Below are 26,412 nucleotides of genomic sequence, written 5' to 3' on the forward strand. Positions count from 1 at the left end.
GGAGTGCGCGCCAGAGGCGCCATGCTGCCAGCGGCCACATTGCCGGCATGCCCGTTCAGTGATTAAACCGCCTCCGATCTGCTAAAATAGTTGAAAATTTTAATAATCCGTGAATAACCTGTATTTTTTCCGACACAAGGAATGTGTTTAGCAAATGAAAGCCATTATATTCTGCACCAGCTTTATAAAAGATGCACCATCATGGGAAAGCCGGTATCAACGGTGGCTCGATTACTATAAAGACATTCCAATCGATGCAGTAAAGAAGATAATGATTGACGATGGGTCGCCATTTCTTCCGCCTGCCGACATTATCAAGACAGTTTCCCATAGCGCCCCTCTGGCTTCGAATGACGATAAAAATCTCATCATTCGCTTCGACAACAACCTGGGAAGGCAAAGCGGGGCTGACTACCCTGGCTGGTGGCGCAGTTTTCTTCACTCGGTCAAGGTGGCCAATGAATTAGGCGTGGATAAAATCATCCATATCGAGTCGGACGCCTATATCATGACGCCGCGCCTGGTAAAATTCATCAATGAAATCGAATCAGGCTGGAATGTCCTGTGGTCCCCGCGCTATCGCATGCCAGAAACGGCCATTCAAGTCATCTGCAGAGATCAATTTGGAATTTTCGAGAAATTCAAGGATAACCACCCAGATTATTCTTTCCCGGATATTGCGGAAAAGTTGCTTCCTTTTACAACTGTACATAAACAGTTCAAGGGCGACCGTTACAGCGATTTCACGAAAAACAGATGGATATTTCGTTCGAAAAAATTCAACAAAATCCCCATTTTTAAACATGTTTTTTTCTGGGAAACAATCCCGCCCGATGCGGACTTCGTCACGCAAGGCATTCAGCGTCAACAATTCATGTTCAGGCGCGATGAAGTGGCATGAATTCGTCATGGTGGGGGATATCAAACAGCCTCGGCAAGGAGTGTAAAGATGCAGCTACCGTTACGATGGAATCAACGCATGTGCGCCGCCCTTGCCGGCGCTTTTTTTCTTGTCGCTGGCATCGCCTCGGCAATCGCTGCCACGCTTGACGAAGATAGAACCCGCGGTGACATACATGGCTTGTTTGAGATCAGGGAGGCCGCAGTCAAGTTCATGGCAGCAGAAAATGCCAAAAACGGCACACGGTGGCAGGTATTGGAGCCGAACCGGAAGATTCTGGTGACGAAATGCGCGCTACCTTTGCATGTGAAATGGGTGCCGAAGAGCCATGGCCTGTCTGGACCGAATGTTGCTGTGAGTTGCGCCAGGACCGTAAAGCCGACAATACAACATAAATGGGAAGTGTTTGTGCCGGTCGACAAGAGGCCACAACGCGCCGCAGGTATTCCGGCAAACTCCTGAGATTCCCCAACGCGACGGGCAGTTCCGTCATTTGGACACGAACGGATGCGTTGGGCGTCATAGAAGCCGGCTCGGCGCAAAAGCTACGCAGGCCGACTCGTCAGAGGCTCGATACAGTCGATACGGTGATGACGCGGACTGATGGTTACTCTCGCCCCATTCCGCTCGGTCAACGTCTTCCCAAACGGTCATGTAACGCACAACTCGTCCCTGCCCGAGTCAAGCTCCGCCAGGGACGAGACTCAAGTACATTGGCGGCGGAACTACTCTGCCGTAGTCGGATCAATGACTGAGATGACTTCCGACACGCGGTTTGCAGGAAAGCCACCTTGCTGGGCATGTTCGCGAACCTGCGCTTCATTTTCAGCGATGTAAACACAATAGATTTTATCGCCAGTAACATAGCTTTGCAGCCATTGAATTTGTGGCCCCATCTTGTTTAAGACACTGCAGGACTTCCGCGAAATGGCTTGAAGTTCTTGCTCAGACAACTTCCCGGCCCCGGAAATATCACGCTCAATAACGTATTTTGGCATAGCGGTCTCCTTATAAGGTTTCCGGGCGAGCACAACACTCGCCGGTTCTGTGCGTCACACATGCAGTGACATGTATTCGTTATATACCATGCTGGTGGGGTGATGTTGTTGGAATTGCCACAAAATGCACTTGAGTCTGGTCTGCCATTCAGACACTGACTGATGCGTCGGTACTGTGAAAACTGGCTCAGCGAAAAGCTGATTGGAACCACGAACGCGCGCCTGCGGCGCGCAGCGGCAGCATCTGGAGGATTCGGAGCGGGCTGGCCAGGTAGGCCCAGCCCATCGAATCTCACACACAGGGCGCGCAGAATACCTGCGTGTCAGATTCGAATTCACGAACGTTTAACCTGTCGCCAGTTTTCAAGTCTTCAAAATTTCTCATTTATATCAATGAGTTACAAAAAAATTTCGTTCCGCAAGCAACGGCAAGGAGGCACGCATCACCATCGGGCGCATGGCGTGTTCACCGTTGCCCAAGCCCGCGACGATGCAAAGGAACATCTCCGCAACATGAAGAAGGGTATCGCCCCGCGAGACGTTGCGAGGAACGAGCAGCCGAGATGGTATCGCTGCGCGGCGTGGCCGATGCGTATATGCGCGACTGCCAGCTAAAGGACAGCAGCAAGGGCGAGATCGAACGCCATGTGACCACAACCTTTGAGCCGTGGCTCAAGAAGCCTGTAGCGAGCATCAGCCGCGAGGCAGTCACAAAGCGGTTCAACGAGATTAAGAATCACGGTCTGCGCGGTAACGGGCCAGCATCAGCCCAAGCCAATCAGAGCTTCTCAGTCCTTAGGGCGCTCATTATTAACTACGCCATCCGCAAATACCGCAAGCCGGACGGGTCAGCCATCATTACCGACCACCCCGTCGAGGTACTGCATAAGAAGTGGGCAACGATCAAGGCCAGCCGCGTCCCTGATAAGAGGGTCAGCGCTGTGTGGTTACCCACAGCGATTGACCGTCATCAACGCCATATCTGACGGGGTGGCAGGTGGTGGCAGGTTTGTTTTGACTGGCTCATCGCACTCTGGACGTCGGCTCTGTAGTTGTTGAGGGTTACGGGGTCGAACTAGCGAGAGACGTGGCTGGCAGGTTAACTTTGCGGATCGCCCTTTCCTTGCGGTATCGCCTAATCCACCGTCGTGCAGGCTCCTCAATAAGGTAGTAGCCAGATGCGGACAGCACCACCAGTACTGCCAACGTTGCTATCGCCAATAATTTATTGTTGGATAGCGCGGGTGCTACCTGAATCAACTTATCGTGATAGCTAATAAGCAACAAGATAATTAGGGCTTGAAAAGAATAAAAACAGTAACTTATTTTCCCCAGCCAGACAAAAAATCGGGAAGCAAGAATCGAGGCAACTAGCCCCCTGTCATTCGATAAGGAGAAAATCATAAAAGCAATAACAGGCAGAGCAATCCAGTTGTGCCCGACATAAAGTGGCATTTCCGGTCCGGCAATTCCCAAATAAAGAAAAAAAGTCACAAGCACAGCTAATTGAAGCACCGCTCCAAATCGATATTTAAATCCGAGGCGGATGGCTAGGTATGTACATGTTCCAATCAAAAACTCAGGCAAACGAAAGATTGGCATCGAATAAAAGACACCATTAGACGGGCTACTAAAAAGTGCGGCAGACAGACCTGGCAACACCGCCAACAACCAGCAGACAGCGGCGATGACGAATAACCGCTTCATTGAGGCTTGCAAAAGGCTTGGCAGAAAGAAAGGAAGCAAGACATAACAAAACGCTTCAACGGAGATTGACCAACTACCGCCATCATTCCAGTGACTAAAATACTGGAGAAACCATGCCTGAATAAGAAAAATATTTGAAAAGACAAGAAGTGCAAGTTGTCCGATCCACTTTAATGTATCGGCTAGTGAAGTGTTCACAAAATTAATTCCAATCCATGGCAACGTGACTAGCGCAGCCACTACATATATTGGATATATTCTGGCAAACCGATTAATCAAATAATCCTTTAAAGTGCTGCGCCCATCAGCGTAACGATACGCAAGCACAAAGCCAGAAAGCATAAAAAACAAGCTCATCCCAATGGCCCCTTGATCTAAAACATTCTTCGCAAGAGAATGACTTGAGATAGGCCAGCGAATATGGATATGGAACAGAAAAACATAAAAGGCTGCAACAAAACGCAGTCCAGTCAGGGACAATATTTCTTTTTCGTCTTTCAATTTTTATCCTTAATTGTTCGATTGCCCGCCAACCACGCCAAAAACCAGATGATTTGTTTCTCGGCAAAGGTTCGTTTCAAATTTTCCGCTCGTATAGCGACACTTTTCATCGCTTTAAAAAGTAGATAGTAACTTATCAGCAGCGCAGAGGGGAACCCCACTGCCAAACACCGACGCGAGGGTCAGGTCCGCAATTCAGACACGGACTGATGCGTCGGGTTCTGTGAAAGTTGGCTCAGCCGAAAAGCTAATTAGAACCACGAACGCGCACCCTCGGCGCGCGAGGCTGCCGCGCAGCGGCAGCGGTTGGAGGATTCGGGGCGGGCTGGGCCGGTAGGCCCAGCCCTTCGAATCTCACACGCAGGGCGCGCAGGCGCCCTGCTCGCTTCCGCCAGGCAATAAAAAACCGCCCGAAGGCGGTTTCTTTATTACCTGGCGGAAGCGGTGAGATTCGAACTCACGAACAGTGTAACCCGTCGCTAGTTTTCAAGACTAGTGCCTTCAACCACTCGGCCACGCTTCCAGATGGCAGCATTATACATAAAGGTCACTGGCTTACCAATGGCTAGTACTGTCCAGACCTTACTCCCCCAACGGCAAGGGCTGGGGCAGACACCTACACGCCCCAGTTTTCCCGCAGCGCGCGCTCGAACTCTCTCGCCGGCAGCGGGCGCGAGAACAGGTAGCCCTGCACTTCGTCGCAGCCGGAACTCTTCAGGAAGGCCAGCTGCTCGGCCGTTTCCACGCCTTCGGCGATCACCTTGTGGTGCAGCTGCTGGGCGATGCTGATGATGGTGCTGGCGATGGCGCAGTCGCTGGCGTCGGTGGGGATGCCGGTGGTGAACGAACGGTCAATTTTCAGGGTATCGATGGGAAAGCGCTTCAAATAGGACAGACTCGAATAGCCGGTGCCGAAGTCGTCCAGCGACAGGGCCACGCCCAGGGCCGTGATGCGGTCCATGATGGCGATAACCCTCTCGATGTTGTGCATCAGGGTGCTTTCCGTGATTTCCAGTTCCAGCCAGGCCGCTTCCAGGCCGTAGCGGGCCAGGGTCGCCGCCACCCTGGCGGGCAAGGCTGCCGTGAATTCGCGCGCGGAAACGTTGACGGCCAGGCGGATCGGAGGCAGGCCAGCCAGCTTCCATGCTTGCGCCTGGGCGCAGGCCGCTTCCAAGACCCATTCGCCCACCTGCACCACCAGGCCCGTCGATTCGGCCAGGGGGATGAATTCGGCGGGCGGGATCATGCCGTGCTGCGGGTGATGCCAGCGCACCAGCGCTTCGGCGCCGATGATGCGCCCGCTGCCGAGCGCATACTTCGGCTGGTAGTGCAGCAGCAGTTGCTGCTCCGACAGGGCCTGGCGCAAGCCCGTTTCCAGACGCATGCGCGCCTGCATGCCCTGGTTCATGTCCTGGCTGTAGAAGGCCACGCTTTCCGCTTCACCGCCGCTGTCCTGCTTGGCGCGGTACATGGCGATGTCGGCCAGGCGCAGCAGGGTTTCCGCATCCTGCCCGTCCTGCGGATACACGCTGATGCCGATGCTGGCGCCCACGCGCAGGTCGTGGTCCTCGATCAGGAACGGCTCCACCAGCGAGGCGAGGAGTTTTTGCGCCACCATGCTCGCTTCGAAATGCTGGCCGATGTCGAACAGGCCGACGGCGAACTCGTCGCCGCCCAGGCGGGCCACCAGGTCCTGGTCGCGCAATACCTGGCGGAAACGCAAGGAGACCTGGCGCAGCAGTTCGTCGCCGATGCGCCGGCCCAGGGTGTCGTTGATCAGCTTAAAACGGTTCAGGTCGATGAACAGCACGCAACCGAGCATCTTGCTGCGCTGCGCCACGCTGAGAGCCTGGTCGACCAGTTTGGCCAGCAAGGTACGGTTGGGCAGGCTGGTCAGCGGGTCGTAGTAGGCCAGGTGGTGCAGCCGCTCTTCGGCCAGCTTGCGTTCCGTGATGTCCGTCAGGTAGGCGATGAGTCCGATGGGCTTGTCGTCCAGGTCTTGCAGCGGCGACAAGGACAGGCTGGCCCAGAAGACCTCGCCCGACTTCTTTCGCCGGCGCACCTCCATCAGGCGCCCTCCCTGCTCCAGGAAGGCGTCGTGGAAGCCCGTGTCTTCGTCGTCGTACAGGAACAGGATGTTGCGCCCCACGGCTTCCACCGAGGTGTAGCCGAACAGGCGTTCGGCGCCCTTGTTCCAGCTGGTGATGTAGCCCGTCAAGTCCATCGTCAGCACGGATTCGTGCAACTGGTCGAGGATTTGCGTCTGCTGCGCCAGCAAGGCTTCGACTTGCGCGTAGGCATGGGTCGAGCGTTGCGCCAGCGAATGCACCTGCAAGACGCCGGCCGTCAACGATGCCAGGCTGGCCAGGTGGCGGCGGTCGGCATCGTTATACAGCGGTCGGCCGGCCACGCTGTAATGACCGAAGCAATGGCCGTCGAAGCTGACTTCCTGCAACAACGCGGGCGTATCGCGGGGGAACGGCACGGCTGGCGCAGCGGCGTCCGTACTGGCCGCGGGCAGGAACTGGCCATGCGGGCTGGCCATCACGGTGCTGGCGATACGGCCCAGCTCAGCTACCAGCGCGGAGCCGCGCAAACGCACGACGGCGTCGCACAGGGCGGCGCTGTCAGCGAGGAAATCCGACACCGGAAACAGGGTCATGCTAGAGATTCCGGCTGACCTGGATGGCCCATTGGTAGGCCTGCAGCAGGCTGCGCCAATAGGTTTCTCCATCGATGCCGGCGCGGCGCAAGCCGTCGGGCGGCGGCGTGGCGCTTTCGACCAGCGCCAGCAAGGTGCCCAGCTCGCCATTACGTTCGAGCAAGGCCGTGCTCACTTCGGGCGCCAGGTTCAGGGTGGCGATGATGTCTTCCATCGGCATGCCCAGCAGGACGTCGAGCAGGGAAAACACGCCTGCCATGAAGGCCAGGTCTTGCGCGTCGCGGTCGCCGCCGCGCAGCTGGCACAGCGCTTCCATCTGCGCCGCGCGCACGGCCGCCAGCGGCAGCAGCGCGTGGATCTTGCCATCGTCTTGCTGGCGCGCATACAGCAGCAGTTGCAGCCAGCGCTGCAGCTGGCGCCGGCCCAGCAGGGTGATGGCCTGGCTGAAGCTGCTAATCGGCGCCGTGAAACCGAAGGCGGCGGAATTGACCAGTTTTAATAGATGATAGCTGAGCGATGGGTCTTGCTTGAGCGGCACTTCCAGCTCGTGCGCGTCGGCATCGCGGGCCAGCAGGCCCAGCAGCGCCAGCACGCGGCGGCGCGACGTGGCGTCTTCCGGCTCGCTTTGCTGGCGCGCATGGTGCAGGGCGTAATCGCCGGCAAACCAGCTCACGCCGAGTTCTTGCAATTCGGCAATCTGCCCCGCGTCGGCGATGTTGTAGGCCAGGTGCGGCCCCGGCAAGGGCAGCAGCTGATGCAGGGCCGGGCGGGCGCCGGCCGCGTCAAAGCTCAGCGCACGCGCGTCGACCTGCGCCGCCGTCACGGGACCGGCCTCGGCGCCATCGAGCAGGATGCGGTAGCCGGCGTCGCGCCATTGCCGGCATTTTTTCTGCAGCGCTTTGTCGTCGGCAAGATGGGCAGGCAAACGGAAGATGGTGCGTTGCGGCGCCAGTTGCGCCAGCACGGCCTCGTCCACGCCATGCGGGTCGGCCAGGGGAATGATGCAGTCGAGCGGCGCCAGGAAGGCATACGCATCGGCGGCGGCCAGCGCCGCCAGCAGCGACGCCGTCGAGGCCTGCGGTACATGCAGGGTAACAGCGACCCACTCGTTATGAGCATTGGCTACTGCTTGTAATCCCACCAACGGAAACAGGTTTGATTCAGACGCTGACATCGGTATCTCAGTGTGGGTAGGGCGCCATAGTAAATAAACTGACCAGCATTGGCAACCCTGGCCCGACAGGGATGCCATTTCGACAGCGAGATTCATTCTATCCGAATCTCACCCATGAAACAGTTTAATTTTGGCAATAAATATTCAAAAAGAACATTCCCCCGCGAGACCCGCCTGTCATGCGGGTGCCGCCGCGCGCGCCTTCTCAGGCGCTGCCGCCCTGTGCATGCTCGACCGCATATTTGATCAATTCGGCCTGCCCTTCGATGCCAAGCTTGCGCTTGATGTTCAGCCGGTGCGTCTCCACCGTGCGCACGCTCAGGTCCAGCACGCGGGCGATCTGCTTGTTCGACTGGCCCGCCGCGATGTGCTGCAGCACTTGCTGCTCGCGCGTGGTGAGGAAGGAATCGCGGACTTGCGGGCGCGACAGCTGCCGCGCCAGCGCTGCACTGTAATAAATGCCGCCGGACATCACCGTCTCGATGGCAAACACAATATCTTTCCCTGGAGCATCTTTGAGCACATAGCCGCGCGCGCCCGCGGCGATGGCTTGCGACACGTATTCGAGCTTGTCGTGCATGGACAGGATCAGCACGGCAATCTGCGGGAACGCCTGCTTGAACAGCGCCGTCGCCTCGATGCCGTTCGTGCCGCGCATATTAATATCCATCAACACGAGGTCCACCTGGTGTGCGCGCGCCTGGGCCAGCGCTTCGTCGGCGCCGCCCGCCTCGGCCACCACGTCGAAATGCGCCACCGCTTCCAGGCGCGCGCGCAAGCCGTCGCGCACGAGGGGGTGGTCGTCCACCAGCAGGATGTTGATCTTCTCGGTCATGGTTGCGTATCTGTTCTTAGTGGGTGGATGAAAGGGCGAGCCGCGCCAGCACCACGGTGCCGGCCGGGGACGAGGTGATGTGCAGGCTGCCGCCGATGGCTTCCATGCGTTCCGTCATGTTGCGCAGGCCGATGCCGCGCTGCGGATGCAGGGCGATGCCGTCAAAGTCGAAGCCGCCGCCGTTATCCTGGATGCGCAATTCCACGGCCTTGCCCGCCTCGCGCAGGCTCACTTCCACGCCGCGGGCGTGGGCATGGCGCTCGCAATTGGTCAGCGCTTCCTGGGCGATACGGAACAGCACGGTATTGACCATGTCGGGCAAGCCCTCGCCCGCCGCCGCCGGACTGGCCGTGAAACTGGCTTGCGCGCTGCTGCTGTCGTTAAATTCATGCACGAGATGGTCGAGCGCGGCGGCCAGGCCCAGGTCGTCGAGGATGGCCGGGCGCAGGTTGTGCGAAATGCGCCGCACCTCGCCCAGCACCTTGTTCAGCTGCTCGGCGGCCCGCTCGAACGTGGCCGGCGCCTTGTCTTTCTGTTCCGCATTGCCGGCCAGACGCGCGATGCCCGCCTCGATCTGCAGCTTGATCGACACCAGCCACTGGCTGATGCCGTCATGCAAGTCGCGCGACAGCCGCGCCCGCTCTTCTTCCTGCGATTCGACCACGCGCTGCGCCAGCACTTTCAGCTTGGCATCGGCCACGCGCAGTTCGCGCAGGTTCAGCACGAGGCCGCAGGCGGCCACCAGCAGGGAGCCGAGGATGGCGATGGCGGCGATCAACTCCATGGTCGAGCGGATATTGCGCGACTGCTGGGCGTCGACCTTGGCCAGCGCCTGGTCCACGTCATCCATGTAGATGCCGGTCCCCATCATCCAGCCCCATTCCGGCATCAGGATCACATAACCGAGCTTGGGCGCGGACTTGTTGGTCGACGGCTTGATCCAGTTGTAGCGCTCGAAACCGCCGCCGCTCTTCGCCCGCTGCATCAGGCGCTGGATGGTCAGATTGCCCTCGGCGTCGCGCAGCTCCCATAGATTCTGCCCCACCAGCTCGGGCTGGCGCGGATGCATCAGCGACTTGCCCTGCAAATCGTAGATGAAGAAATAGCCGTCGTCGCCATAGCTGAGGGCGGACAGGATGCGCTTGGCCTCCTCTTGCGTGGCGTCATCCTTGCGGCCAGAACCATATAACGAGGCGATGGAATGGCTGGCCAGGGTCACGTAATGCTTGAGCTCGGCTTCCTTGCTGGCCAGATACGCTTGCTGGATGGTGGCGCGCTGCTGCTCGGCCAGGGTGATCGCCTGGTGCCGCACGGCAAACGCAATGGCGCACAGGGCGAGGATGAGCGGCGTGAGGGCCAGGAAGATGACTTTCTGTCTGAGTTTCATGGCCTTGCGCGCTCCGGCGGCGTCGATGCTGGTGGGAATGGGTGATTTTACGTCGCGGCGCGGCGATCGGTCTGCGTAGTAATACTGAGCGTTACTGCGTAGTGCTGCGCTTGCGGCAATTATACGATTCCTGAATACTCGCCATAAGCTGCAGATACACCAAAAGTAACATCCAAACTGGCGACGACCAGGCTCGGCAGCACACATCATCGCACGGCACAGCGCCCGTCAATCTCTGGAGGAAGCATGAACCGCATTTTCAAACAGCTCGGCTGGGCAGCGCTTGCGCTGGCAGGCGCCGGGTCCCTGGGCGTCGTCGCCCTGCAACGTGGCGAACCGATCAGCGCGATCTGGATCGTCATCGCCGCCGTCTGCGTCTATCTGATCGCCTACCGTTTCTACAGCCTGTTCATCGCCGACAAGGTGCTGGGCCTCGATGCACGCCGCATGACGCCCGCGTTCAAGCACAACGATGGCCTCGACCACGTGCCGACCAACAAATATGTGCTGTTCGGCCACCATTTCGCGGCGATTGCCGGCGCCGGCCCCCTGGTCGGGCCCGTGCTGGCCGCGCAGATGGGCTATCTGCCCGGCATGCTGTGGATTCTGGCGGGCGTCGTGTTTGCGGGCGCCGTGCAGGATTTCATCGTGCTGTTCATTTCCATGCGCCGCGACGGCCGTTCCTTGGGCGACCTGATCAAGGCTGAACTGGGCGAAATTCCCGGCATGATCGCCTTGCTCGGCTGCTTCATGATCATGGTCATCATTTTGGCCGTGCTGGCACTGATCGTCGTCAAGGCGCTGACGGGCTCGCCATGGGGCAGCTTCACCGTGATGGCGACGATTCCCATCGCCCTGTTCATGGGCGTGTATTCGCGCTTCATCCGCGTGGGCCGCATCGGCGAAATCTCCATCATCGGCTTTGTGCTGCTGATGCTGGCCATCATCGGCGGCCAATACGTGCAGGAACATGCCGTTCTCGGCCCGATGTTTACGTTCACGGGCACGGAACTGACCTGGATGCTGATCGGCTACGGCTTCATCGCTTCCGTCCTGCCCGTGTGGCTGCTGCTGGCGCCGCGCGACTACCTGTCGACTTTCCTCAAAATCGGCACGATTCTGGGCCTGGCCATCGGCATCATCGTCGTCGCGCCTTACCTGAAAATGCCGGCCATGACCAAGTTCATCGACGGCTCCGGCCCCGTCTGGTCGGGCAATCTGTTCCCCTTCCTGTTCATCACGATCGCCTGCGGCGCCGTTTCCGGCTTCCACGCGCTGATTTCCTCGGGCACCACGCCGAAGATGATTGAAAACGAAAGCCACGCCCGCTTCATCGGCTATGGCGCCATGCTGATGGAATCGTTCGTGGCCATCATGGCCCTGGTAGCCGCCTCGACCATCGAGCCGGGCATCTATTTCGCCATGAACAGCCCGGCCGCCCTGATCGGCACCACGGCGGAATCGGCCGCCCAGGCGATTTCGCAGTGGGGCTTCTATGTCACGCCGGAAATGCTGACGCAAACGGCCAAGGACGTTGGCGAGCACAGCATCATTTCGCGCGCGGGCGGCGCACCGACCCTGGCCGTCGGCATGGCGCAGATCCTGTCCGGCGCCATCGGCGGCAAGGCCATGATGGCCTTCTGGTACCACTTCGCCATCCTGTTCGAAGCGCTGTTCATCCTGACGGCCGTCGATGCGGGCACGCGCGCGGGCCGCTTCATGCTGCAAGACTTGCTGGGCAGCTTCGTGCCAGCGCTGAAACAGACGGAAAACGTCATCGCCAACCTGCTGGCCACGGGCCTGTGCGTGGCGGCCTGGGGCTACTTCCTGTACCAGGGCGTGGTCGATCCGCTGGGCGGCATCAACACCCTGTGGCCGCTGTTCGGCATCGCCAACCAGATGCTGGCGGCCATCGCGCTGATCCTCGGCACCTGCGTGCTGTTCAAGATGAAACGTGGCCAATATGCATGGGTCACCATCACGCCGACGATCTGGCTGCTGCTGTGCACCTTGACGGCGGGCTGGCAAAAGATTTTCGACGCCAATCCGCGCGTCGGTTTCCTCGCGCATGCGAAGAAATACTCGGCGGCGCTCGATGAAGGCACCCTGCTGGCGCCGGCCAAGTCGGTGGCGCAGATGCAGCAGATCATCTTCAACGATTACCTCGACGCCGGCCTGGCCGCCTTCTTCGTGGTGGTCGTCGTCAGCGTGCTGTTCTTCGGCATCCGCACCATCATGAAGGCGCGCGCCGACAGCCGTCCGAGCACCAAGGAAACGCCGTTCCAGGCCATGCCCACGGTGCAATGATGATCGATGAAATCATCAAGGCTGGACGGTATCTGGGGCAAAGCATGCGGCTCATGTGCGGCTTGCCCGAGTACGACACCTATGTGGCGCACCGGGAAGTGACCCATCCCGGCGAGCCGATGATGACGTATGAAGAGTTTTTCCGCGAGCGGCAGGAAGCCCGTTACGGCGGGGCGGGAAAACGCGGGGGTTGTTGTTAATAGTATGGTCAGTCCCTTCGGGATCGGCATGTGCCCCATTGGGACACATTCCCCCTCCTGGGTCTGACCCCGGCTTTTCAGGGGTTTAATTGCATCCCCAAAAGCAAATACCGGGGTCAGTTGCGTAGGTCGGATTAGCTCGTAGAGCGTAATCCGACAACATCGTTGGCGCGGCCGGTGGTGGTGTCGGATTACGCGCGGCTTTGCCGCGCTAATCCGACCTATGTGCTGCCCTCCGTTGTTTCATCTCGTATAAGTTCCCGCCCCCTCTCCTCCATTAGACCCACATCAATATCGGGATGTGTCTTCGCGTCTATATTTTTCCAATAGGAATTAAATAACAGTCAACGGGCGACCGGGGAAGCAGCGAATTCATGTTCAATTTCCAACGCTCCAGCATCAGCCAGAAGCTGACCATGATTTCGGTATTGTCGTCGGGCTGCGCGCTGCTGCTGGTGTTCGTGGCGTTTGCGCTGACTTCCGTGCTCAACCACAAGAACGATGAAGGCAAGCAATTGCTGTCGCTGGCGGGCGTGATCGGCGCGGCCAGCGCGGCGCCCATGCTGTTGGGCAAGCCGGCGCATGCGCAGGCGGAACAGGTGCTGGCGGCACTGTCGGCGCGCGACGAGGTGGCCCAGGCGGCCCTGTTCGACAAGGGCGGGCGCCTGTTTGCCCTGTACCGCGCGCCGCAGCATGCGGACGGCCTGGCGGCGCCGGAAGACATGGACCCGGCCCTGCTGGCCGACATGGCCGTGCAACCCGTCACGCAAGGCTCGGGCACGACCCTGGCGCCCGCCATGCGCTTGTACCGCCCCGTCTACCGGCCAGGCGAGCCGCAACAGATCATCGGCGCCGTGCTGATCGAGGCTGACCTGAACCATATGTGGCGCGACATCGGCCGCCACGTGGGCGCCATCGGCGGCGCCACCGTGCTGTCCTTCCTGATCGCCGTGTTCCTCGCGCGGCGTTTCAAGAGCGTGATCGCCGAACCGATCACCAAGCTGATCGATACGGCGCAAAAAGTGTCGAGCAGCCAGACCTACAGCCACCGCATCGCGCACCAGCGCAGCGACGAGCTGGGCGTGCTGATCGACAGTTTCAACGACATGCTGGCGCAGATCGACAGCCGCGACAGCACCCTGGCCAATTACCGCGACCAGCTCGAGCGCCAAGTGGGCGTGCGCACGGCGCAGCTGGAAAAGGCCAAGGATGCGGCCGAGGCGGCCAGCCAGGCGAAGAGCGCGTTTCTCGCCACCATGAGCCATGAAATCCGCACGCCGATGAATGGCGTGCTGGGCATGACGGAATTGCTGCTGGCCAGCCCTTTGAGTCCGCAGCAGCGCCACTACACGAGCATGGTGCAGCGCTCGGGGCAGAACTTGCTGGTGATCATCAACGACATCCTCGACTTTTCCAAGATCGAGGCTGGCAAGCTGAGCGTGGAATACATCCGCTTCAATTTCCGCGAATTGCTCGACGACATAGAACACGTGTTCGCGCCGCAGGCGGAAGCGAAGAATATCAGCCTGGAATTCGACATCGCCTACGACATTCCCATCGCCATCTGCGGCGACCCGAACCGTTTGCGCCAGATCATCGTCAATCTGCTGGGCAACGCCATCAAGTTTACGGAAACGGGCAAGGTCACCGTGAAGGTGACCGTGTGCAGCGAAGACGCGCCCAGCGTGGGCTTGCGCTTCGAGGTACACGACACGGGCATCGGCGTATCAAACGAGGCGCAGACGCGCATCTTCGAATCGTTCTCGCAGGCGGACGGCTCGACCACGCGCAAGCACGGCGGCACGGGCCTGGGGTTGACGATCTCGAAACAGCTGGTGGAACTGATGGGCGGCACTATCGGCGTTGATAATGCTTTAACGCAAGGCTCGATCTTCTGGTTCGAAGTAAATTTCGATAAGCGGCGAGTCGACAGCGACGACCCCTCCTTCAACCTGAAAACCACGCGAGGGTTACGCGCCTTGATCGTCGACCACACACCCGCCACGCGCGCCGTGCTGGAGCGGCAACTGGCCAGCTGGCACATCGTCAGCGACAGCGCCGGCACGGCGGGCGACTGCCTGGCCAAGCTGCGCGCGGCGGCCCAGGCGGGCACGCCATATGGCGTGGCCCTGCTCGACATGGAATTGCCGCGCACCAGCGGCCTGGCCCTGGCCGCCACCATCAAGAGCGACCCGCTGCTGGCCGACCTCAAATTACTGCTGCTGAGCACGGAACAGGCGGCGGCCGACCCCGTGCAGCGGCGCGAGGCGGGCGTGGCCTTCCAGCTGATCAAGCCGGCCCGCGAATGCGACCTGTTCGACTGCATCGTCACGCCGCTGCGCGCCAGCGATAGCCTGCGCATCCATCCGCCGCATGCGGCGCGGCAGGCGGGCCGGCGCCAGCGCCGCCGCGTGCTGCTGGCCGAGGACAATCCCGTCAACGTGGAAGTGGCGCTGGCCATGCTCGACAGCCTGGGCCTGGACGTGGTCTGCGCGCGCAACGGCGAAGAAGCCCTGCAGGCGGCGCAGGCCGAGGATTTCGATCTGATTCTGATGGATTGCCAGATGCCCGTGATGGACGGCTTTGCCGCCACGGCGGAAATCCGCCGCCACGAACAGCAGTGCGGTCACGCGCGCGTGCTGCCCATCGTCGCCATCACGGCCAATGCGCTGCAGGGCGACCGCGAAGCGTGCCTGGCGGCCGGCATGGACGATTACCTGAGCAAACCGTTCACGCAGCAGGACCTGGGCCACACGATCGCGCGCTGGATCACCCTGCCGCGCGCCGCCACCGTGCACCACAGCGAAGCGCCGGAGCCGCAGACGCCGCAGGAAGCGCCGCCCGGGCCGCCGCCCGAGGTGACGCCGCCATCCGCCGCCGCCACGGCATCGGTCCAGCCGCTGAACCGGCAGGCGCTGGAAAACATCCGCGCCCTGTCGCACGCCGACGGCGATGCGCTGCTGGAACGGGTCATCCAGGCCTTTACCGGCGAGACGCCGCGCCAGTTGAGCGCCATGCGCGAAGCGATTGCCGGCGCGGACGCGGAAGCGCTGCGCAAGGTGGCGCACAGCCTCAAATCGGGCAGCGCCAACGTGGGCGCCGACGGCCTGGCGCAGCTGTGCAAGGAGATGGAAAAACTGGGCCGCGCCGGCAGCACCGAGGGCGCGGCTCCCCTGCTGCTGCAGATGCAGCAAGCCTTCCTGGCCGTACGCGAATCGCTGAACGCCATCCTCGTGAAGGAACACTGACATGACAGCGCCCCTCTCCCCTCCCCGCGGCCTGGTGCTGGTGGCCGACGACGATCCCGTGATGCGCTTGCTGATGCGGCAAATGCTCACGCAAGTGGGCCTGGACGTGATCGAGGCCGAAGACGGCGTGCAGGCGCTGGCCAGCTACAAGCACAGCGGTCCGGACCTCGTCATGCTCGACGTCGACATGCCGGCCATGGACGGCTTTGCAGTGTGCCGCGAAATCCGCCACCAGGAAGTGGGCGGCACGGTGCCCGTCATCATGGTCACGGGCGGCGACGAACTGGAAGCCGTCACGCGCGCCTACGAGGTGGGCGCCACCGATTTCATTTCCAAACCCATCAACTGGCCCATCCTCGGGCACCGCGTGCTGTACGTGCTGCGCGCCAGCGACGCCATCGCCCGCCTGCGCATCGCCGACGCGCATAACCGCGCCGTGCTGGCCGCCATCCCCGACACCTTCTTCCGTCTCAACCGTGAAGGCTTTTATCTCGACTACGAACAGGGCCACGACGCCAGCGCCGGCTTTTCCATCAGCGACTGCGTGGGCAGCCATATCCGCGACGTGCTGCCGCCCGAAATCGCCGCGCGCCTGCTGGACAAGGCGCACGCCGTGCTGACCACGCAGCACATCGGCTCGGTCGACTACACGCTTACGCACGAGGACAGCACGCGTCATTTCGAGGCACGCCTGGTGGCGACGGGGGCCGACGAGGTGCTGGGCCTGGTGCGCGACATCAGCGAGCGCAAGCGCACGGAAGAACAGATCCGCCGCCTCGCCTATTGCGACAGCCTGACGGGCATCCCCAACCGCCAGGCCTTCCTGGAAACCCTGGAACGGGAACTGCTGCGTTCGAAAGAGCACGACAAGAAATTTGCCGTGCTGTTCATGGACCTCGACGCCTTCAAGCGCATCAACGACACCCTGGGCCACGACGTGGGCGACCATTTGCTCAAGGTGGTGTCCGAGCGCCTGCGCGAAACCATCCGCCCCAGCGACCTGGTGCTGCGCGCCGAGCACGAGTTCGAGGCGTCCTCCGGCGGCAGCAACCTGGCGCGCCTGGGCGGCGACGAATTCACGATCCTGATCCCCGACCTGGAGCGGGTGGAAGACGCGCTGAACGTGGCGCACCGGGTCAAGGAAGCCATGCGCCGGCCTTTCATGATCGAGGGGCACGAGATTTTCGTCACGGCCAGCATCGGCATCTCGCTGTATCCGGAAGATGGCGAGGACTGCAACTCGCTGTTGAAATATGCGGACACGGCCATGTATCACGCGAAGAACTGCGGCAAGAACAACGCCAAACTGTACAGCTCCTCGCTGACGATGGAAATCATGAGCCACGTCAAGATGGAAGTGGGCTTGCGCAAAGCCTTGCAAAACAACGAACTGTATCTGCTGTACCAGCCGCAGATCGACGTGCCCAGCACGCAGATCGTGGGCGTGGAAGCGCTGGTGCGGTGGCGCCATCCGGAGCGGGGCATCATCTCGCCCACGGAATTCATCCCGCTGGCCGAAGAGACGGGGCTGATCGTGCCCATCGGCGAATGGGTGCTGCGCACGGCCTGCAACCAGGCCAAGGCCTGGCAAAGCCATGGCGGGCGCGCCATCCGCATGGCCGTCAATCTGTCGGCCAAACAATTCAAGGATGAAAACCTGATGCAGATCGTGCTCTCGGCCCTGGCCGACACGGGCCTCGATGCGCGCCTGCTGGAACTGGAATTGACGGAAGGAACCCTGATGGACGATGCGCGCGCCACCATGGTGACCCTGGAGCAATTGCGCGGCATCGGCGTCTACCTGTCCATCGACGACTTCGGCACGGGATATTCGTCGATGAATTATCTGAAGCGCTTCGACGTGCGGGCTTTGAAAATCGACAAGAGTTTTATCGCCGGCTTGCCGCAGGATACGGAAAACGCGGCCATCACGCGCGCCATCATCGCCATGGCGCACGGCTTGAAAATGGTGGTGGTGGCCGAGGGCGTGGAAACGGACGAGCAGCTGCTGATGCTGGAAGAATACGGCTGCGACATGGCCCAGGGATACTTTTTAGGCCACCCGTCGCCGCACGACACGATCACGGCCATGCTGGCCAGGCAGGCGGGCCAGCTGGCCAGCCTGGAAACTAGAGCACTTCGAAGGCAAGGATTTGCGTGACTTGCTGCGGATTGAAATTGTCGTCGGAAATCACCACCAGGCTGCGGCGGCCGTTTTCCAGGCGCGGCCCCCAGCTGATGCCTTCGATATTGTCGACCTTGGGCAAGCCGGTCTTTTCCAGGTCCAGCAGCAATCGCTTGCGCGCCGGCACATAAGCCGCGCCCGCCAGGGCCGGGATATCCCGGATATCGGTGGCACCATCCGTCTCCATTTCGTAGATGCGCACGTGATTCGTGTACAGGCCGTCCGCGTTGGCCACGCCGGCCCGCTCCACCACCAGCACCTGATGGCCGTTCACGGCGAGGATTTCCGACACGCCATTGTCCGCCTCGCGCCCCGGTGCGGGCCGCGACGCCACGGGCTCAATCGGATACGCATACTGGCCCAGCACCTTGCCCGCGCGGTCCAATCGCGTGATGCGCACCACGGAGCCGTTGTCGGGCGTGGCCAGCGGGCCGTCCTGGTACAGGGCCGCTTCCATGCCCAGCCACAAGCTCTTGCCATCGCTGGCAAACGACAGCGCTTCAAACGTCATGTTGTTGCGCGAGCCGATTTCTTCCTTCGAGACATTGAACATGGCGGGCGTGGGCAAGGTAGCCAGATAACGCCCATCGCGGTCCGCATGGCGCACGAACGGATGCAAGCCCACCTTGCGGTTGCCTTCGCTGCCGTACCACAGGCTGCCGTCCTGCGGATCGACGCGGATGGTTTCGATGTCGGGCACCTGGTCGCCCCGGTCCAGCTTTGCATGGGCCAGGTTCGGGTAGCGGCTGCCGTCGGGCTGCGTGAAGAAATGCACGCTGTTTAAGGTCACGCCAGAGAACGCCTTGCTGTCGTAATTGAGGCTGGCGCGGTAGAAGCGGGCCGGATTGATTTCCGACCGATCATCGCTTTCCATCACCCAAGTATTGCTCGCCGCATCGTAGTCGATGCCGGACAAGCCGCCCACCGTGGTGCCCTCGAACGCGTATTTGAGCGCGATGCGCTGTTCGCCGATCAGGCGCAGGCCGGTAATCGGCGCGTCGAGGGGGAAGCTGGCGCAAGCGGAGAGGAGGATAGTGCTGGATGCCAGGACAAGCGCGGTACGGAAAATTCGATGCATGACAGGTATCAGTGAGTTGCGTAGGTCGGCTTAGCGCGAAGCGCGTAAGCCGACAACATTGTTGGCTTGGCTGGTGGTGTCGGTAACGTGGCGTGGTGGTGTCGATAACGTGACGTGGTGGTTGTCGGATTACGCGGCTACGCCGCTAATCCGACCTACCCGACCTACCCCACCTAGCCGTCACTCATCTATCTGCTCCTATCTATACCACCCCATCGGCCTTCAGTTGCGCGATGGCGGCGGCGTCATAGCCGAGCGACGCCAGCACCTCGTCGTTGTGCTGGCCCAGGGCCGGACCCAGCCATTGCGTCTTGCCCGGCGTGGCGGACAGTTTCGGGCTGATGGCGGGCAACTTGACGGGCGTGCCATCGGCGAAATGGTGTTGTTCGAACATGTCGCGGGCGAGAAATTGCGGGTCGACCAGCATATCGCGCACGGAGTAGATTTTGCCGGCCGGTACGTCGGCGGCCTTCAGCACGGCCAGCGCGCTGTCGATCGTGTGCGTGGCGCACCAGGCGCCGATGGCGTCGTCGATTTCCTGCGTGCGCGCCACCCGGCCGTCGTTGCGCGCCAGCTGCGGGTCGCCCGCCATGTCGATGCGCCCCATGGCCAGCATCAGGCGCTTGAAGATGGCGTCGCCATTACCCGCAATCACGATGTTTTCGCCGTCGCCCGTCGTGTAGGTATTCGAGGGCACGATGCCGGGCAGCGAGCCGCCCGTGCGCTCGCGCACCACGCCCGCCTGGTCGTATTCGGGCACCAGCGACTCCATCAGGTTGAACACGGATTCGTACAGGGCCACGTCGACCATCTGCCCTTCCCCGCCGTCCCGCCCGCCCGTCACGTCGCGGTGGCGCAGCGCCATCATGGCGCCGATCACGCCGTGCAGGGCCGCCACCGAGTCGCCGATCGACACGCCGACCCGCACGGGCGGACGGTCGGCAAAGCCGGACACATAGCGCAAGCCGCCCATCGATTCGCCGATGGCGCCGAAACCGGGCAGATCCTTCATCGGTCCCGTCTGGCCAAAGCCGGACAGGCGCACCATGATGAGCGAAGGCTTGTCTTTCTTCAGTTGTTCGTATCCCAAGTCCCACTTTTCCAGCACGCCGGGGCGGTAGTTCTCGATGATGATGTCCGCTTCCAGGGCCAGCTGGCGCGCGATGGCCCGGCCCTCGGGCGACTTCAGGTTCAGCGTTAAACTTTTCTTGTTGCGCGCCTGCACCGACCACCACAGCGAGGTGCCGTCCTTCAGCACGCGCCAGGTACGGATGGGGTCGCCGCCATCGGGCGACTCGATCTTGATCACGTCGGCGCCGAATTCGGCCAGCATGCGGGCGCAGAACGGCCCCGCGATCAGGGTGCCCAGTTCCAGCACTTTAATGCCTTGCAATGGACCAGTGGTCGCGGAGGATTCTGTCATGTTGTGCTCAGGTTGCCCTGCGGTCGAGCATCGCGCGGGCAATCGTGCCCGCGTCGACGTATTCCAGTTCGCCACCCACGGGCACGCCGCGGGCCAAACGGCTCACGCGCAAGCCCCGCGCCTTCAGCATTTCGCTGATGTAGTGGGCCGTCGCTTCGCCTTCATTCGTGAAGTTGGTGGCCAGCACCACTTCACTCACCACGCCATCGTTGGCGCGGTTCAGCAATTTTTCGAGGTGGATATCTTTCGGGCCGATGCCGTCCAGCGGAGAGAGCCGTCCCATGAGCACGAAATACAGGCCCTTGTAGGTGAGCGTCTGCTCGATCATCAGCTGGTCGGCGGGCGTTTCCACCACGCACAGCAAGCGCTTGTCGCGCTCTTCGTCGAGACAGGTCTCGCACACTTCATGTTCGGTAAAGGTGTTGCACAGGCCGCAGTGATGCACGGCATCGACGGCCTGGAACAGGGCGCGCGACAGCATGGCCGCGCCTTCCCTATCGTGCTGCAACAAATGAAACGCCATACGCTGCGCCGACTTGGGGCCGACGCCGGGCAGGCGCCGCAGCGCCTCGGTCAAAAATTCAAGCGACTTGGACATGGATCAACCCTGCCCCGTGCCATCGATCGGGCGCATGCGGTATTGCATCAGAATGGCATTTTGAAGCCAGCTGGCAAGTTCATGCCGCCGGTCAAGCCTGCCATTTTTTCCGCGGACGTCGCTTCCGCCTTGCGCACGGCATCGTTGAAGGCGGCAGCCACCAGGTCTTCCAGCATGTCCTTATCGTCGGCCAGCAAGGACGGGTCGATGGAGACGCGCTTGACGTCGTTCTTGCACGTCATGACGATTTTCACGAGGCCGGCGCCGGACTGGCCTTCCACTTCCACCAGCGCCAGTTGTTCCTGGGCCTTTTTCATGTTGTCTTGCATTGCTTGCGCCTGCTTCATCAGGCCAGCCAGTTGATTTTTCATCATAAGAATGCTCCGTTAATTCAGTTTGTGAGTGTGTTAATCATCAATGCAGGGTCGGCGCGGCGGAGCCGGCCGGTGCAGGGGTAATCGTTCCCGGCACGACAAAAGCGTCGAATGCACGCTTCATGTCGAGCACGAAGGGATCGCTGGCGATGGTTGCTTCCGCGGCAAGCTGGCACGCCTCGCGGTGGGCCTGCGCCTCCGCGCTGGCCGTGTACCAGACGGCGCCCAGTTCCGTGTCGACATTGACCTTGCGGCCGAAGCGTTCGGTCAGCGCGGCCGCCAGTTTTTCCACGTTGGCCGGGCTGCGCCACGTATCGATCGGCACGCGCAGGCGGAACGTGGTGCTGTGGCCATCGTGCAGGCATTCGATCAGCTCGGCCTGCACGGCCAGCTGCTGGGCCACGCCGCGCAAGGGCAGCACGGCGGCCACGGCCGGCCAGTTGCCGTCCCAGTCCAGGCCCGGAACGGGCGTGATCACATACGGCCCGCTGGGCGCGGCTTGCTTGGCGGCACGCTGCGGCATGACGACGGCGGGCTGCTCGCTGCTCTGCGCGGCGGGCGCCGACACGGCGGCCGAGGCGCTGTCGTCGGAAAATTCGGTGACCCACGGCGGCAAGTCGTCATCTGCTTGCTGCTGTGGCGGCGGGGCGGCGGGACGCGCCTGCTGCACGGGCGCAAGCGCGGGCGCTTCCATCACGGCCACGGGCGGCGCATCGTCCCACGGCGCCGGCGCTTGCGCGGCGGCCGGTGGCGGCGGTGCGGCCTGGACGGGCGCGGCCGGGGCTGGCGCGGCGACTACGGCGGCCGGTGCGGGAGCGGCCGGCTTGGGCGCCGACGATGGCGCCGACGGCGCGCTGCCCGGACGGCCTTTCGAGGCGGCGCGGGCCGCTTCCAGCGCCGCATTGATGGCGGCGCGGGCGGAACTGATCGGGGCGCCCGATGCCGCCGGGGCAGCCGCAGCAGCAGCAGCAGCAGCAGCAGCAGCGGGCGGCGGCGCCGCTGGTGCGGGTGCCGGGGTTGCTGCAGGTGCGGGTGCGGGTGCCGGTGCGGGCGCCGCTGCGCGTGGCGGCGGCGCTTCGCTGCGGGCCATGCTCGCGGCGGCTGCGGCCACAACGGCGGGCGGTGTCACGGCGGCATGGCTGGCCACGCTGTTCGTGGCGGCGCGGGCGGCCGGTGCGGATGCGCCAGCGGCGGCGCGCGCGGCGGCCACGGCGGCGGGACGGCTGCCCGGAGCAGACGCTGGTGCGGCAGCCGGCACGCCTTCAGCGCCGCCTATGCCGGGCCGAAAGGCCAGCATGCGCAGCAAGGTCATGGTAAAGCCCGCGTATTCGTCGGGCGCCAGGCCCAGTTCATTGCGGCCATGCACGGCGATCTGGTAAAACAGCTGCACTTCTTCCGCGTCAAACGCGGCGGCCAAACGCACGATGTCCGCGTATTCGGGCAAATCCTGCGGCAAGGCGGCGGGCACGGTTTGCGCCAGCGCAATGCGGTGCAGCAAGGTGCCCAGGTCTTGCAGAGCGCCGTTATACGACAGGCTGCGCGAGGCCATCTCGTCGGCCACGGCCAGCAAGTCGGCGCCATCCTGCTGCGCCAGCGCGTCGAGCAGGCGCACGAGGTAGGATTGGTCGAGCGCGCCCAGCATGCCTTGCACGGCATCGAGCGTGACTTCGCCGGCCGCATACGCGATGGCCTGGTCCGTCAGGGACAGCGCATCGCGCATGGAACCGTGGGCGCCCTGGGCCAGCAGGCGCAAGGCCGGCTGTTCGAAGGCGATGCCTTCCTGCCCCAGGATATTGTCCAGGTGGCTGATGATGTGGCCGGGCGGCATCTGCTTGAGGTTGAACTGCAGGCAGCGCGACAGCACGGTCACGGGAATCTTTTGCGGGTCCGTCGTGGCCAGGATGAACTTGACGTGCTCGGGCGGCTCTTCCAGCGTCTTCAGCATGGAATTGAACGCGTGATTCGTCAGCATGTGCACCTCATCGATCATATAGACCTTGAAGCGCGCATTGCTGGGCGCGTAGACGGCCTGCTCGAGCAGCTGCGCCATTTCATCGACGCCTCGGTTCGACGCCGCATCCATCTCTATATAGTCGACAAAGCGTCCCGCATCGATTGCCGTGCACGCTTCGCACACGCCGCAAGGCTGGGCCGTGATGCCGCCCGTGCCGTCGGGGCCGATGCAATTGAGCGATTTGGCCAGGATGCGCGACAGGGTCGTCTTGCCGACGCCGCGCGTGCCCGTGAACAGGTAGGCGTGATGCAATCGGCCGCTGTGCAAGGCATGCGTGAGCGCGCGCACGACGTGCTCCTGGCCGACGAGCGTCTCGAAATTCTTGGGGCGGTATTTACGGGCGAGGACTTGATAGGACATGCTGAGATTTTACCATGCGATTTTGCGGGTGATCCTGCGCGGCGGGCGCAAGCCTCATGGCCGGGCCAGGCAAACCTGGCAAACGCGGCAAAGCAGCAATTGTATAACATGGCCAGCTGGAAATATGGAAAACACGGCAAGCCCGGCAATGCTGCGGCGTCGCAGGAAAATGGCGCTGTAAAAGCAAAAAAGCTGCCCATGGCAGCTTGATTGTTGATCCTGATAAAACATTCCCGAAGGAGGCGAGCCTGATCTGCGGCACTCATGGTTAATAGCCGTGGCTGCTTCGTTCCCGACCTGACCAGGTTAGCCATGCCACGATGCGCAGGGGCCCGCCGGGGACAATTATAACCGACCTGCGCCAGATTGGGAAATTGCCGTCTCAATGCTGTGTGCGTCGGCGCAGGTCGGCGTAGGTCGGCGTAGGTCGGCGTAGGTCGGCTTAGGCCGCAGGCCGTAAGCCGACACTGCTGAATACGCGGCCGACACTGCCGAGCCGCAACGTCGGGTTACGCGCCAGCGCTAACCCGACCTACCCCGACCTAGCCCGACCTACCCAATACCTACAAACCCAGCTCTTGCCATATCCCATCCACCCTGGCCTTCACTTCCGGCGTCATGGCGATCGTCGTGCCCCACTCGCGCGTCGTTTCGCCCGGCCATTTATTTGTCGCATCGATACCCATCTTGCTGCCCAGGCCACTGACGGGCGAGGCGAAGTCCAGGTAGTCGATGGGCGTGTTGTCGACCAGGGTGGTGTCGCGAATCGGGTCGACCCGCGTGGTGATGGCCCAGATGACTTCTTTCCAGTCGCGGATATTCACGTCTTCGTCGACGACGACGATGAACTTGGTATACATGAACTGGCGCAAAAAGCTCCACACGCCGAACATCACGCGCTTGGCGTGGCCCGCGTACTGTTTCTTGATCTGCACCACGGCCATGCGGTAGCTGCAGCCTTCGGGCGGCAGATAGAAATCCGTGATTTCGCTGAACTGCTTTTGCAGCAGCGGCACGAACACTTCGTTCAGGGCCAGGCCCAGCACGGCCGGCTCGTCCGGCGGTTTGCCTGTATACGTGGAGTGGTAGATCGGGTCGCGGCGCATGGTGATGCGGTCGATGGTAAACACGGGGAAACTGTCCTGCTCATTATAGTAGCCCGTATGGTCGCCATATGGCCCTTCCAGCGCGTGCTCGTAGCCGCTCGGATGGTTTTCGTCCGGGTAGATATGGCCTTCGAGCACGATTTCGGCCGAGGCGGGCACGCGCAGCTCGCTGCCGATGGCTTTCACCAGCTCCGTGCGGCTGCCGCGCAGCAAGCCGGCGAACTGGTATTCGGACAGGCTGTCCGGCACCGGCGTGACGGCCCCTAATATAGTAGCGGGATCGGCACCGAGGGCGACGGCGATCGGATACGGCTTGCCCTTGCTCTGGATCGCATGCTCGCGGAAGTCCAGCGCCCCGCCCCGGTGCGCCAGCCAGCGCATGATGACCTTGTTGCGTCCCAGCACTTGCTGGCGGTAGATGCCGAGGTTTTGCCGCTTCTTGTTCGGGCCCTTGGTGATCACCAGGCCCCAGGTGATCAGGGGAGCGACGTCGCCGGGCCAGCAATGCTGGATCGGCAGGCGCGCCAGGTCGACGTCATTGCCCTCCCAGACGATTTCCTGGCATTTGGCGCCGCGCAATTCCTTCGGCGACATGTCCCACACGGATTTCACCAAGGAACCCAGGCCCAGCAGATCCTTGAAATCCTTCGGCGGTTCCGGTTCCTTCAGGCGCGCCAGCACATGGCCGATCTTGCGCAATTCGCTGACGTCTTCCGCGCCCATGCCCAGTGCAACGCGGCGCGTGGTGCCGAACAGATTGCCCAGCACCGGCATGTCGTATCCCGTCGGATTGTTGAACAGCAAGGCCGGTCCGCCCGCACGCAGGGTGCGGTCGCACACTTCCGTCATCTCTAAAATCGGTGAAATGGGGGTCGAAATGGGCTTAAGTTCACCCATTTGTTGCAGTTGAGAAATAAAATCTCGTAAATCTGAATATTTCATGTGTTTTTAATTTTTTTTGACGTCGGACGCCGTTGCTGAAGGATCTATGCCAAGTAATTGATTTTATTGGCTTTTGGCACAATGCAAGTCAAAAAGTAAGACATAAAAGTAATAAAGAAACGATTCGTTAGTATTGACTTGATATAAAACGGCTTCTACAATTCGCCCAACTTGAAAGAGCACGCCGGCCCAGAGCTTGATTTTAGCGTTTCTCTTTCATTCACGGAGTCGGGGCTCCACATGACATTTTAAGGAGTGTTTTCAAAAGGCGTCTGCCTTACCCCCGGTAAAAGTTGTATTGCGACTGATCCAATACCAGCATGGGACCGATCAGCTCAAGCAAGCAATGACGGCGTTTCTCGCACGCATCCATACGCGGCGGAAACGATGATATTTCTGATGCACGGCATTG

Annotated in this window: 19 protein-coding genes, 1 tRNA gene and 1 other RNA gene; 7 read left to right on the top strand and 14 right to left on the bottom strand. The window is 61.5% G+C overall.

What is annotated here, in order from left to right:
* Window positions 1-154: 154 nt before the first annotated feature.
* Both CSQ95_RS13990 and CSQ95_RS13995 read left to right on the top strand, forming a co-directional pair.
* Complete coding sequence (locus CSQ95_RS13990; protein ID WP_099409942.1) at window positions 155-901, top strand: hypothetical protein; 747 nt, start codon at window positions 155-157, stop codon at window positions 899-901.
* A 78-nt stretch (window positions 902-979) separates the two neighbouring features.
* Complete coding sequence (locus CSQ95_RS13995) at window positions 980-1,363, top strand: hypothetical protein (RefSeq protein WP_099409943.1); 384 nt, start codon at window positions 980-982, stop codon at window positions 1,361-1,363.
* Window positions 1,364-1,626: 263 nt separating this feature from the next.
* Here CSQ95_RS13995 and CSQ95_RS14000 read toward each other — a convergent pair whose 3' ends face one another.
* Entirely contained in the window at window positions 1,627-1,899 is a 273-nt protein-coding gene (locus tag CSQ95_RS14000; protein ID WP_099409944.1) for a DUF4242 domain-containing protein, read from the bottom strand.
* A gap of 563 nt (window positions 1,900-2,462) precedes the next feature.
* On the opposite strand from CSQ95_RS14000, the gene CSQ95_RS14005 reads away from it, so the two are divergent.
* Complete coding sequence (locus tag CSQ95_RS14005; protein WP_218963612.1) at window positions 2,463-2,885, top strand: hypothetical protein; 423 nt, start codon at window positions 2,463-2,465, stop codon at window positions 2,883-2,885.
* Between the two features lie 76 nt (window positions 2,886-2,961).
* Here the strand turns inward: CSQ95_RS14005 and CSQ95_RS14010 are convergent, their stop codons facing one another.
* From CSQ95_RS14010 to CSQ95_RS14035, 6 genes are all read right to left on the bottom strand, one after another.
* Complete coding sequence (locus CSQ95_RS14010) at window positions 2,962-4,107, bottom strand: acyltransferase (protein WP_099409945.1); 1,146 nt, start codon at window positions 4,105-4,107, stop codon at window positions 2,962-2,964.
* A 433-nt stretch (window positions 4,108-4,540) separates the two neighbouring features.
* Window positions 4,541-4,630, bottom strand: a tRNA-Ser gene (locus CSQ95_RS14015).
* Between the two features lie 93 nt (window positions 4,631-4,723).
* Complete coding sequence (locus CSQ95_RS14020; RefSeq protein WP_070224855.1) at window positions 4,724-6,769, bottom strand: bifunctional diguanylate cyclase/phosphodiesterase; 2,046 nt, start codon at window positions 6,767-6,769, stop codon at window positions 4,724-4,726.
* A gap of 1 nt (window position 6,770) precedes the next feature.
* A complete protein-coding gene (locus CSQ95_RS14025; protein WP_070291390.1) occupies window positions 6,771-7,943 on the bottom strand; it encodes an EAL and HDOD domain-containing protein in 1,173 nt (390 codons plus the stop codon).
* Window positions 7,944-8,148: 205 nt separating this feature from the next.
* Complete coding sequence (locus CSQ95_RS14030; RefSeq protein ID WP_099409946.1) at window positions 8,149-8,778, bottom strand: response regulator transcription factor; 630 nt, start codon at window positions 8,776-8,778, stop codon at window positions 8,149-8,151.
* 16 nt (window positions 8,779-8,794) lie between these two features.
* Window positions 8,795-10,165 (bottom strand): cache domain-containing protein, encoded by a 1,371-nt coding sequence (locus CSQ95_RS14035; RefSeq protein WP_070313010.1) that lies wholly within the window; start codon window positions 10,163-10,165, stop codon window positions 8,795-8,797.
* A gap of 246 nt (window positions 10,166-10,411) precedes the next feature.
* Between CSQ95_RS14035 and CSQ95_RS14040 the strand changes: the two genes are divergently transcribed.
* The 4 genes from CSQ95_RS14040 to CSQ95_RS14055 all read left to right on the top strand — a co-directional run bounded on the left by CSQ95_RS14040 (window position 10,412) and on the right by CSQ95_RS14055 (window position 18,081).
* Entirely contained in the window at window positions 10,412-12,472 is a 2,061-nt protein-coding gene (locus CSQ95_RS14040) for a carbon starvation CstA family protein (protein ID WP_099409947.1), read from the top strand.
* The gene (locus CSQ95_RS14045; RefSeq protein ID WP_010396213.1) at window positions 12,472-12,672 is read left to right on the top strand and encodes a YbdD/YjiX family protein; all 201 of its coding nucleotides are present in this window, start codon (window positions 12,472-12,474) and stop codon (window positions 12,670-12,672) included. The genes CSQ95_RS14040 and CSQ95_RS14045 overlap by 1 nt, the downstream gene beginning before the upstream one ends.
* Window positions 12,673-13,046: 374 nt before the next feature.
* A complete protein-coding gene (locus CSQ95_RS14050) occupies window positions 13,047-15,920 on the top strand; it encodes a response regulator (RefSeq protein ID WP_099409948.1) in 2,874 nt (957 codons plus the stop codon).
* 1 nt (window position 15,921) lies between these two features.
* Window positions 15,922-18,081, top strand: a complete 2,160-nt coding sequence (locus tag CSQ95_RS14055) for a bifunctional diguanylate cyclase/phosphodiesterase (protein WP_099409949.1) — start codon at window positions 15,922-15,924, stop codon at window positions 18,079-18,081.
* On the opposite strand, the gene CSQ95_RS14060 is transcribed toward CSQ95_RS14055, so the two are convergent.
* The 7 genes from CSQ95_RS14060 to ubiD all read right to left on the bottom strand — a co-directional run bounded on the left by CSQ95_RS14060 (window position 18,050) and on the right by ubiD (window position 26,000).
* Window positions 18,050-19,183, bottom strand: coding sequence for an esterase-like activity of phytase family protein (locus CSQ95_RS14060; protein ID WP_099409950.1), 1,134 nt, complete (start codon window positions 19,181-19,183; stop codon window positions 18,050-18,052). The genes CSQ95_RS14055 and CSQ95_RS14060 overlap by 32 nt on opposite strands.
* A 202-nt stretch (window positions 19,184-19,385) precedes the next feature.
* Complete coding sequence (locus CSQ95_RS14065) at window positions 19,386-20,606, bottom strand: CaiB/BaiF CoA-transferase family protein (RefSeq protein WP_099409951.1); 1,221 nt, start codon at window positions 20,604-20,606, stop codon at window positions 19,386-19,388.
* Window positions 20,607-20,613: 7 nt separating this feature from the next.
* The gene (gene recR / locus CSQ95_RS14070; RefSeq protein WP_070291397.1) at window positions 20,614-21,204 is read right to left on the bottom strand and encodes a recombination mediator RecR; all 591 of its coding nucleotides are present in this window, start codon (window positions 21,202-21,204) and stop codon (window positions 20,614-20,616) included.
* A gap of 47 nt (window positions 21,205-21,251) precedes the next feature.
* Complete coding sequence (locus CSQ95_RS14075; RefSeq protein WP_034759121.1) at window positions 21,252-21,578, bottom strand: YbaB/EbfC family nucleoid-associated protein; 327 nt, start codon at window positions 21,576-21,578, stop codon at window positions 21,252-21,254.
* Between the two features lie 40 nt (window positions 21,579-21,618).
* Window positions 21,619-23,952 carry a DNA polymerase III subunit gamma/tau gene (gene dnaX / locus CSQ95_RS14080; RefSeq protein WP_099409952.1) on the bottom strand — a complete coding sequence of 778 codons (2,334 nt, stop codon included), beginning with the start codon at window positions 23,950-23,952 and terminating at the stop codon, window positions 21,619-21,621.
* Between the two features lie 238 nt (window positions 23,953-24,190).
* Window positions 24,191-24,289, bottom strand: an RNA gene (gene ffs, locus CSQ95_RS14085) — signal recognition particle sRNA small type.
* A 226-nt stretch (window positions 24,290-24,515) separates the two neighbouring features.
* Complete coding sequence (ubiD, locus tag CSQ95_RS14090) at window positions 24,516-26,000, bottom strand: 4-hydroxy-3-polyprenylbenzoate decarboxylase (RefSeq protein ID WP_071654453.1); 1,485 nt, start codon at window positions 25,998-26,000, stop codon at window positions 24,516-24,518.
* Between the last annotated feature and the right edge of the window lie 412 nt (window positions 26,001-26,412).

It is taken from the genome of Janthinobacterium sp. BJB304, assembly GCF_002735765.1.
Taxonomy (GTDB): domain Bacteria; phylum Pseudomonadota; class Gammaproteobacteria; order Burkholderiales; family Burkholderiaceae_D; genus Janthinobacterium.

Excerpts from the sequence above, each read along its gene's own strand:
- CSQ95_RS13995 (WP_099409943.1), top strand. The coding sequence starts at position 980 with ATGTGCGCCGCCCTTGCCGGCGCTTTTTTTCTTGTCGCTGGCATCGCC.
- CSQ95_RS14040 (WP_099409947.1), top strand. The coding sequence starts at position 10,412 with ATGAACCGCATTTTCAAACAGCTCGGCTGGGCAGCGCTTGCGCTGGCA.
- CSQ95_RS14045 (WP_010396213.1), top strand. The coding sequence starts at position 12,472 with ATGATCGATGAAATCATCAAGGCTGGACGGTATCTGGGGCAAAGCATG.
- CSQ95_RS14065 (WP_099409951.1), bottom strand. The coding sequence starts at position 20,606 with ATGACAGAATCCTCCGCGACCACTGGTCCATTGCAAGGCATTAAAGTG.
- CSQ95_RS14075 (WP_034759121.1), bottom strand. The coding sequence starts at position 21,578 with ATGATGAAAAATCAACTGGCTGGCCTGATGAAGCAGGCGCAAGCAATG.
- CSQ95_RS14055 (WP_099409949.1), top strand. The coding sequence starts at position 15,922 with ATGACAGCGCCCCTCTCCCCTCCCCGCGGCCTGGTGCTGGTGGCCGAC.
- CSQ95_RS14020 (WP_070224855.1), bottom strand. The coding sequence starts at position 6,769 with ATGACCCTGTTTCCGGTGTCGGATTTCCTCGCTGACAGCGCCGCCCTG.
- CSQ95_RS14000 (WP_099409944.1), bottom strand. The coding sequence starts at position 1,899 with ATGCCAAAATACGTTATTGAGCGTGATATTTCCGGGGCCGGGAAGTTG.
- dnaX (WP_099409952.1), bottom strand. The coding sequence starts at position 23,952 with ATGTCCTATCAAGTCCTCGCCCGTAAATACCGCCCCAAGAATTTCGAG.
- CSQ95_RS14030 (WP_099409946.1), bottom strand. The coding sequence starts at position 8,778 with ATGACCGAGAAGATCAACATCCTGCTGGTGGACGACCACCCCCTCGTG.
- CSQ95_RS14060 (WP_099409950.1), bottom strand. The coding sequence starts at position 19,183 with ATGCATCGAATTTTCCGTACCGCGCTTGTCCTGGCATCCAGCACTATC.
- CSQ95_RS14025 (WP_070291390.1), bottom strand. The coding sequence starts at position 7,943 with ATGTCAGCGTCTGAATCAAACCTGTTTCCGTTGGTGGGATTACAAGCA.
- CSQ95_RS14035 (WP_070313010.1), bottom strand. The coding sequence starts at position 10,165 with ATGAAACTCAGACAGAAAGTCATCTTCCTGGCCCTCACGCCGCTCATC.
- ubiD (WP_071654453.1), bottom strand. The coding sequence starts at position 26,000 with ATGAAATATTCAGATTTACGAGATTTTATTTCTCAACTGCAACAAATG.
- CSQ95_RS14050 (WP_099409948.1), top strand. The coding sequence starts at position 13,047 with ATGTTCAATTTCCAACGCTCCAGCATCAGCCAGAAGCTGACCATGATT.
- CSQ95_RS13990 (WP_099409942.1), top strand. The coding sequence starts at position 155 with ATGAAAGCCATTATATTCTGCACCAGCTTTATAAAAGATGCACCATCA.
- recR (WP_070291397.1), bottom strand. The coding sequence starts at position 21,204 with ATGTCCAAGTCGCTTGAATTTTTGACCGAGGCGCTGCGGCGCCTGCCC.
- CSQ95_RS14005 (WP_218963612.1), top strand. The coding sequence starts at position 2,463 with ATGGTATCGCTGCGCGGCGTGGCCGATGCGTATATGCGCGACTGCCAG.